Below are 7,723 nucleotides of genomic sequence, written 5' to 3' on the forward strand. Positions count from 1 at the left end.
ACTTCGCCGCCGAAGTCAGCATGGCCCGGGGTGTCAACGATGTTGATTTTTACGCCGTTATGCATGACAGCCGTATTTTTAGACAAAATGGTAATACCACGTTCTCTTTCAAGATCGTTAGAGTCCATAACACGCTCTGCCACTTTTTCATTCTCTCTAAAAATATGGCTTTGTTTTAAAAGGGCGTCCACCAAGGTTGTTTTACCATGGTCAACGTGCGCAATAATTGCGACATTACGAATATCTTCGCGAATCATGTATGTATGCCTCCTGTTTCGCTATAAAAAATATTAACTACTGATATAGTCAAAAGTATCAATCTATATAAATAACAGTTAATTATAACATAGCTTATACCTTTTAACAACTTTCTAAAAATTCTTTAACCGTTGGATTTGCTTTTAAGGCTTCAATTTCTTCTTCGCTTGGAATTTTCACCTTATCACGGTTTATATTAACAAGACACAAAAAGCCTACATAATCGCCCTTATTGGCACGAAATTGATGAATTGTATGACTCGGGATTTCAATAAAATCTCCCACTTTTACATCCACCACATTTTCACCCAGCAAACATTGCCCATGGCCTCTGAAAATCATAACCATATGTGTATGCTCATGATGTTCCAAGGTCGAATAACCACCCGGTTTCACTTCAAAATAACGGAATTGGCAGGGAATGTCAAAGGCGCCGTCAAAGAGTACCTGCCGTGTTACATCTTTGAAGGGACTGCCGTCCTGTTTATAGACTAAAGTATCTACGCCCTCCCAATTAAAGGTTTCTGTATTAAACTTTTTAATCATAATTAACTCCTCAACATTAAGGCCTGCCAATACGTTTAACGCAAAAAACGCCCGTTACTACCGCAACGGACGCATCGCTATTTTACTTAAACATACGTTTCAATGTGCCCATGAGGCCGCCCTTTTCATGAGCATGAGTAGCTTCGGATACGGAAGCTACTTCAAAGCCCGTTGCATCAATGGCTTCTTTAATGGCATCAGCATTAACTTTGCTGCTGTCATAGGAAATAGTTACATCTTTGGATTTCAAATCCACATCAGCTGCCATAACGCCAGGTAAACCAAGCACAGCTGTTTTTACTGTATTTTCACAATTGCTGCACATCATACCCGGTACATTGAATACCTGCTGATGAGCATGTCCTGTACTGCCGCAACCACAATCTTTACACATAATGAATTCCTCCATTCTTCTTCCGGTCTGCTGTGCAAACCGCACTAAACTATTAACGATTTAGTCGCAAAGGCCTCCCCTGGCCTGACGGCATAGGGAGGCCTTAATTATCAATTTATTTTATTTCTTTATGTTTTTTATCATTAACGGCGCCCGCTTCCACGTCAATTGTTTCCACTTTAGCCACATCAGATACTTTTTCTTCTTTTTTCTTATCAGAGCTTACAGCGTCTTTAAACTCATTGATTCCTTTACCAATGGCTTTGCCTACTTCCGGTAGCTTTCCCGGTCCGAACACAACGAGCGCAATGACAAGCACTAAAATCAGTTCCTGTGTTCCGAAATTAAACATAATTTTCACCTCGTTTAGCTACAATAACTATCATTTCTAATTACAGTGTAACACGAAACCCCACTAAAACGCTATAGAAAATGTCATAACGATTTGTCAATTTAAATATTAGTTTTTAGCGGCTTTGTCTACATACCATGTCACTGTATCTTGTGAGAGAACAGCACCCGGAAGCACATGGCCGATACGTTCTTCCCACGATTCGTCCATATATTCCTTCCGCTGACGAAGTACCCGGCCGAGAGCGGCTGCTTTAGATTCACCTACAACGGTAAACCATACATTCCGCGCCTTAGCCAAAAACGGAAACGACATGCTCACGCGATTCCATACTTTGCCGTCCGTTACGGGAATTACATTACGTTTTTTCTCGTTAAGAGCTTCAGAACGAGCAAATAAGGACGCCGTATGACCGTCATCACCGAGGCCTAACAACGCAAGATCTACGCCATCTTTTTCACAAGCACTGAGCACCGTAGCCACTTCTTTTTCATACGCATCGGCTGCTTCTTCGACGGTACCGCTGTTTGTCGGTACCGGATAGAAATGACTGCTGCCGCCAATAGATGCAAAAAGACGTTCTTTGGCACGATAGAAATTGTTATCCGGATCGGTCTGCGGCACAAAGCGTTCATCCACCCAGAGGAAAAATATATTTTCCCAATCCAATTGCGTACGATATGCATCGGTATTTAAAAGCTCAAATAAAGTATTCGGCGTGGTACCGCCGGAAATAGCTACTACAGCACTTCCGGACTCGGCAATACAAGTATCCGTAAAGGCAATAAAATCCTTAGCAACCGCTTCTGCTACTTCTTGAGCGGTCTCAAAAGCTCGAATTAAATCTTGCGCCATTGTAAGGAGCCTCCTTCTAAAATCTCATTAGTTTCTTTTGGTCCTTCACTATAAGCCGGATAGAAGCAAAGTGGCACATTGTCCAAATCAGCTTCCCAAGCACGCAATAACGGCATAAATAATCGCCAAGATGCCTCTACCGTATCATTGCGCACAAACAAGGTTTGGTCCCCTAAAAGGGCATCCAAAATTAAGCGTTCGTAGGCATCCGGAATATCTTCCCCTTGCATAAAATCACTGTAGGAGAAATCCATCTCCAAGGTATTCACACAAAGCTTGGAGCCCGGTGATTTAACTTCCAACGATAAGCCCATCCCTTCATGAGGCTGCATACGCAACAACAAGACGTTCTGGTTAAAATCTTTCGGACGAATCGGTTTAAAAATCGAGTGTGGAATCGGTCTAAAGGTAATGGCGATTTCACTGGATTTTTTCGGTAAACGTTTGCCCGTGCGCATGTAGAACGGCACGCCGCGCCAACGCCAGTTATCGATGAAGAGTTTTAACGCCACATACGTTTCCGTCTGAGAATTCGGGGCAACTCCTTCTTCCTTGCGATAGCCTACGGCCGGGCGTTCCGAATCAACGGCTTCCACATATTGGCCGCGCACAGATATTTTGCCGAGGTCCTGCCCTTCGAGCGGACGAATGGACGAAATCAATTTGGCGATTTCATCGCGATACGCATCAGCTTCAAAAATAGCCGGCGGTTCCATGGCGATGAGTGAAAGCATCTGCACCATGTGGTTCTGGAACATGTCGCGCAAAGCACCGGCTTTATCATAATAGCCGGCCCGTTTTTCAACGCCTAGTTCTTCTGCTACCGTAATTTCCACTTTTTCAATATAAGTGTGGTTCCAAAGCGGTTCAAAAATCGCATTAGCAAAACGGAGCATCAAAATATTCTGCACCGTTTCTTTACCCAAATAATGGTCGATACGATAGGTCTGCGATTCCTTAATATAACGTTTCAAGGATTTATCAAGCGCTACGGCACTTTCCAAATCATGACCGAACGGTTTTTCAATAATAACACGGGACCACGCTTCCTCTTCGTCGAGTAGGCCCTGCTCCGCCAAACCTTTTACAATCGGTTCGAACATAGTCGGCGGCATAGCGAGATAGAATAAGGCATTACCTTCCGTGCCATGTTCTTCGCTGACCCGTTTAAGCTCTGTTTCAAGCTGTTCAAAGGTAGCCGCTTCCGTATACTGGCCGGCCACATAGGAAAATCGTGCCAAGAAATCATCCGTTACGGTATCACCGTTGGCTGCCATGGCCTCACGTACCTCTTCCTGAAAAGCTTCATTGCTCATTTCAGTACGAGCTACGCCGATTACGGCGAATTTCTCAGGCAATAATTTACGCTCAAACAAAGCATATATAGCTGGTAACAATTTTCGTTTAGTCAAGTCACCGGAAGCACCGAATATGACAATGGCGCCGGGGCCCGGAGCCGAGTCAATACAGAGCTGCTCGCGATAGTTGTACGAAACTGTCATTGGTTGTGCACTCATGATTTGCAATCTCCTATTACTATAGAATATCATTCATATGCTTACTCTAGCACAAAACGGCTAGAACTTCAATATATGGGTATATCTTGCCCCCTAATTGACAAAATTTTTACTATATTTCCCCGCATATCCCTATATTCTTATGCATATACAAATAACCGCCCCGAATTCGTAATGAATCAGAGCGGTTATTTATATAAATGTCATTCAAACCAAGCTTTGCCTACACCGATTTACATGAACTCGGCTAAAGCTTTTTCTATCTTAGTTTTAAGAGTCTTATTTAACTTCTACCTTTACGGCACCGTATTTTTTAAGACTTTCTGCTTCTACCTCAGCTTGGGTCTTATAGTTTTGCGGAATTTTAGCCAAACGAATCCAGCTGCGAACAGCTTCTACCAATACGATAACAATCATGAGGAACATGACTACACTGAAAGCAACCAAGGTCCATTTGCCGGCCGGAATGTAACTGTAGAATACGTTTTCATAATCGGCAGCAATGGCAATGATGGCCATGAAGAAACATGGCACGCCGGTTACCCAAGCGTAACGTTTGTGGCCGAGACGCATAATAACGGTTGTACCTACGGCCAAAGTCATGGTGCCGAGCAACTGGTTGGATACACCGAATAATGGCCAGATGATACCGATGTTACCTTGCAATACGAGGTAACCCCACATGATACAAATCAAGGCAGCACAGCCATATACGCCCGGTGCCCAGTTAACGTTTTCAAGTGGTTTATAAAAACGGCCTAATAGTTCTTGCAATAAATAACGACCTACACGAGTACCGGCATCGATCAAAGTCATAATAAACAAAGCTTCGAACATGATGCAGAAATGGTACCAGTAGCCCATGAGATGAGCCATGTTAGGCAAGCGCGAGAAGATATGCGCCATGCCGACAGCCAAGGAAACGGCGCCGCCCGGACGATGCATTAAATCTTCGCCGACCATCTGGGATAAAGCCGGTAATTCGTGAACCTGAAGCCCCAAAGCTTTGAAGGATTCAGTAGTGGAGTTAATGGCAAAATAGTCATCAGGATGTAAAGCGGTAGCGGCAATCAAAGCCATCATGGCAATGAATGCTTCCGTAAGCATAGCGCCATAACCGATAGGTAAGATTTCTTTTTCATTGGTAATCATCTTAGGTGTTGTACCGGTAGCAATTACAGTATGGAAACCGGACAAGGCACCACAGGCGATGGTAATGAAAATGAATGGGAATACGGAACCTTTAAGGACAGGACCGCCGCCGTAAATGTACTGGGTAACGGCCGGCATTTGGATTATTGGCATAACGATGATAATCCCTAATGCCAAAGCACCGATGGTACCGATTTTTAAGTACGTGGATAGATAATCACGTGGTGCGAGCAACAACCATACAGGTAAGGCCGCTGCGAAGAAACCGTATACAGCCAACATGATTTCGATGGTCTGTAAGTCGTAAAGGAACCAGCTTGCATAGGAAGAAGCGGCTACTTGAGGACCGTAAATAATAGCGGCAAAGATAAGTACTACACCGATAACCGTTGCTTCCTGAATTTTGCCGGGGCGAAGCCAGCGTAAATAAATACCTACGAAAATAGCGATTGGAATCGTCATGCTGACGGAGAAGAAGCCCCATGCGGAGTTATGAAGCGCATTGGCTACTACTACGGCCATACCGGCCAAAGTGATAATCAAAAGGAACAAGGTAGCGAGCATGGCGCCGATACTAGCCAAATTGGAAATTTCTTCCTTAGCAATATCGGCAATGGATTTGCCGTCATAACGAACCGACGCAAACAAAATTACCATGTCGTGAACGGCCCCGGCTACAACCGAACCGATCAAGATCCATAATAAACCCGGTAAATAACCAAATTGAGCAGCAATAACAGGACCTACCAAAGGACCTGCACCGGCAATCGCTGCAAAATGGTGACCGAATGTTACCCACTTATTCGTAGGTACATAGTCATGGCCGTCGTTATGAACTACGGCCGGTGTCGGACGGAACTGGTCCAACACGAGTACCTTGGCGGCTAAGAAGGCCCCATAATAGCGGTAAGCTAAAATGAGGATACACGCCGAGGCGATTACAATGTACAACCCATTCATTTCCATAAAAAACACCTCCAATGTTTAACAGCATTGAAGGTGATGGCTCGCATTCATAAATAATAAGAGCTAACAGGTAATACGTCCGCCACAAACAATGTTGTTTCCCTAGTAGAAAATTCTACGCCCTTATTATAACGCCTCACAGAGGGGTGTCAATTATCATTTACGAATAATGCAATTCTAATATTACATTTAAGTATTCAAATGTCAAAAAATCGTCTAATAAACATCCCGATTTTTTCAGTAGGAATCAGTTGTTTTACTTCCCTATGACTTTAATGTATAGAAAACTTTATTAATTTTATACATAATCAATCATAATAAAAAGACCTAAAACCCTTATAAAACGGCTTTAGGTCATATGTTTTATCCAAAAATTTTTTCATCGACAGTAAGTACGAGGATTTTTTCACGCCTATCCGTACCGTCAAATAAATCACGACAGTCTATAACGTCCTCTACGGTAAGATTCACATGGTTGAGTAAAAACGCTTCCGTTTCTTCATACGGATAGTAGAAAAAGAATCGCAAACGCCGCGGTTCTTGATAAACGGAATCGAATATATTCGCCAATACCCGTTTCAAGGTATGTAGCGCAAAGGGATTGAATAAAAAGCAGCAATCCACTTCCTTCGGCACTTTGAACGCTACCGCATCACCGTGAATAAACTCCACACGCTTACCGGCCACAGCCGTCTTTTGATTAGCCAACGACCGTTCCCATAAACGCTCGTCAAATTCCACGCCGATGCAACGGCAACGAGTTTCATGAGCCAGAAACAGACTGACCCGCCCTTTACCGCTGCCATAGTCGATAAGCGTACTGCGCTTACCGATATAACCCGTACTGATTAAACGCTCCAGCACCGCATAGGGAGTGGGCTCGTACGGATGATGCTCGCCGTCAAACTGACTGTCATCACGACCGGCTGTTTTAATATTAAGCAACTGCTCCCAAGCTTGCTCATCCATACGCTACTCCTTTACAACTTAGCTTACTCGGCACTTTTTACCACATTAGAGCCTACCAAAGTCTCCGTGCCGTCGTGTTTTTGACGAATGGAGGCAAAAATAGCCCCCGAAATATTATGCCATACACTGAAGATGGCGCCCGGCAAAGTAGCCAGCGGATTCATGGCAAAGTGAAGCGTGGCGAGCGACACGGCGAGGCCACTGTTTTGCATGCCCACTTCAATAGTAATGGCCGTTTCCTTAGGATAGGAAACACGCAACACTTTGGCCGCCGTAAGCCCAAGACACATGCCGATAAGATTATGCAAAATCACAACCGCCAATACAACGAGGCCGGCCGTAAAAATCTTCGTTACATTCACCGAAATAATCCCGGCAATAATCATAACGATGGCGATGGATGACACCAACGGCATCGTAGCTAACAAGGCTTCCAATTGTTTGCCAAAGAAATGATGGATGGCAATCCCCACCAACACCGGAATCAACACCACTTTAACTACGGACATAACCATGGCGAGGAAGGATACTTCCACCCAGGTACCGCCCAATGAATAGATCAAAAACGGCGTCAATAGCGGTGCCAACAAGGTTGACGCAATGGTCATACCCACGGATAGGGCCACATCACCTTTGGCAATGTAGGTAATCACATTGCTGGCCGTTCCGCCGGGGCAGCAGCCTACGAGAATCACACCGATGGCAATATCCGTC

The 7,723-nt window shown here is 44.3% G+C and carries 9 protein-coding genes; all 9 read right to left on the reverse strand.

What is annotated here, in order from left to right; translation table 11 throughout:
• The coding region (locus tag E7204_RS08590) for a GTP-binding protein (protein WP_295183642.1) at positions 1–257 on the reverse strand (257 nt) is incomplete at its 3' end.
• 103 nt (positions 258–360) lie between these two features.
• On the reverse strand, positions 361–804 hold the full coding sequence (locus E7204_RS08595; protein ID WP_295183644.1) for a cupin domain-containing protein: 444 nt from the start codon (positions 802–804) through the stop codon (positions 361–363).
• 82 nt (positions 805–886) lie between these two features.
• Positions 887–1,198: a heavy-metal-associated domain-containing protein gene (locus E7204_RS08600; protein WP_295183647.1), complete on the reverse strand. Its 312-nt coding sequence runs from the start codon at positions 1,196–1,198 to the stop codon at positions 887–889.
• Between the two features lie 115 nt (positions 1,199–1,313).
• The gene (gene tatA, locus E7204_RS08605) at positions 1,314–1,550 is read right to left on the reverse strand and encodes a twin-arginine translocase TatA/TatE family subunit (RefSeq protein WP_127058317.1); all 237 of its coding nucleotides are present in this window, start codon (positions 1,548–1,550) and stop codon (positions 1,314–1,316) included.
• Between the two features lie 108 nt (positions 1,551–1,658).
• Entirely contained in the window at positions 1,659–2,405 is a 747-nt protein-coding gene (gene pgl / locus E7204_RS08610; protein ID WP_127058318.1) for a 6-phosphogluconolactonase, read from the reverse strand.
• Complete coding sequence (gene zwf / locus E7204_RS08615) at positions 2,390–3,922, reverse strand: glucose-6-phosphate dehydrogenase (RefSeq protein ID WP_295183652.1); 1,533 nt, start codon at positions 3,920–3,922, stop codon at positions 2,390–2,392. The genes pgl and zwf overlap by 16 nt, the downstream gene beginning before the upstream one ends.
• A gap of 279 nt (positions 3,923–4,201) precedes the next feature.
• Positions 4,202–6,040 (reverse strand): carbon starvation protein A, encoded by a 1,839-nt coding sequence (locus E7204_RS08620; RefSeq protein ID WP_127058320.1) that lies wholly within the window; start codon positions 6,038–6,040, stop codon positions 4,202–4,204.
• 363 nt (positions 6,041–6,403) lie between these two features.
• Positions 6,404–7,009 (reverse strand): class I SAM-dependent methyltransferase, encoded by a 606-nt coding sequence (locus tag E7204_RS08625; RefSeq protein WP_295183654.1) that lies wholly within the window; start codon positions 7,007–7,009, stop codon positions 6,404–6,406.
• Positions 7,010–7,032: 23 nt separating this feature from the next.
• A partial coding sequence (locus E7204_RS08630; RefSeq protein WP_295183656.1) for a bile acid:sodium symporter family protein occupies positions 7,033–7,723 on the reverse strand: 691 nt, incomplete at its 5' end.

The organism is Veillonella sp. (assembly GCF_015058545.1).
Classification (GTDB): domain Bacteria; phylum Bacillota; class Negativicutes; order Veillonellales; family Veillonellaceae; genus Veillonella_A.

Bases quoted from the DNA above. Each gene is read 5' to 3' on its own strand.
- E7204_RS08600 (WP_295183647.1), bottom strand. From the start codon at position 1,198: ATGTGTAAAGATTGTGGTTGCGGCAGTACAGGACATGCTCATCAGCAG.
- pgl (WP_127058318.1), bottom strand. From the start codon at position 2,405: ATGGCGCAAGATTTAATTCGAGCTTTTGAGACCGCTCAAGAAGTAGCA.
- zwf (WP_295183652.1), bottom strand. From the start codon at position 3,922: ATGAGTGCACAACCAATGACAGTTTCGTACAACTATCGCGAGCAGCTC.
- tatA (WP_127058317.1), bottom strand. From the start codon at position 1,550: ATGTTTAATTTCGGAACACAGGAACTGATTTTAGTGCTTGTCATTGCG.
- E7204_RS08620 (WP_127058320.1), bottom strand. From the start codon at position 6,040: ATGGAAATGAATGGGTTGTACATTGTAATCGCCTCGGCGTGTATCCTC.
- E7204_RS08595 (WP_295183644.1), bottom strand. From the start codon at position 804: ATGATTAAAAAGTTTAATACAGAAACCTTTAATTGGGAGGGCGTAGAT.
- E7204_RS08625 (WP_295183654.1), bottom strand. From the start codon at position 7,009: ATGGATGAGCAAGCTTGGGAGCAGTTGCTTAATATTAAAACAGCCGGT.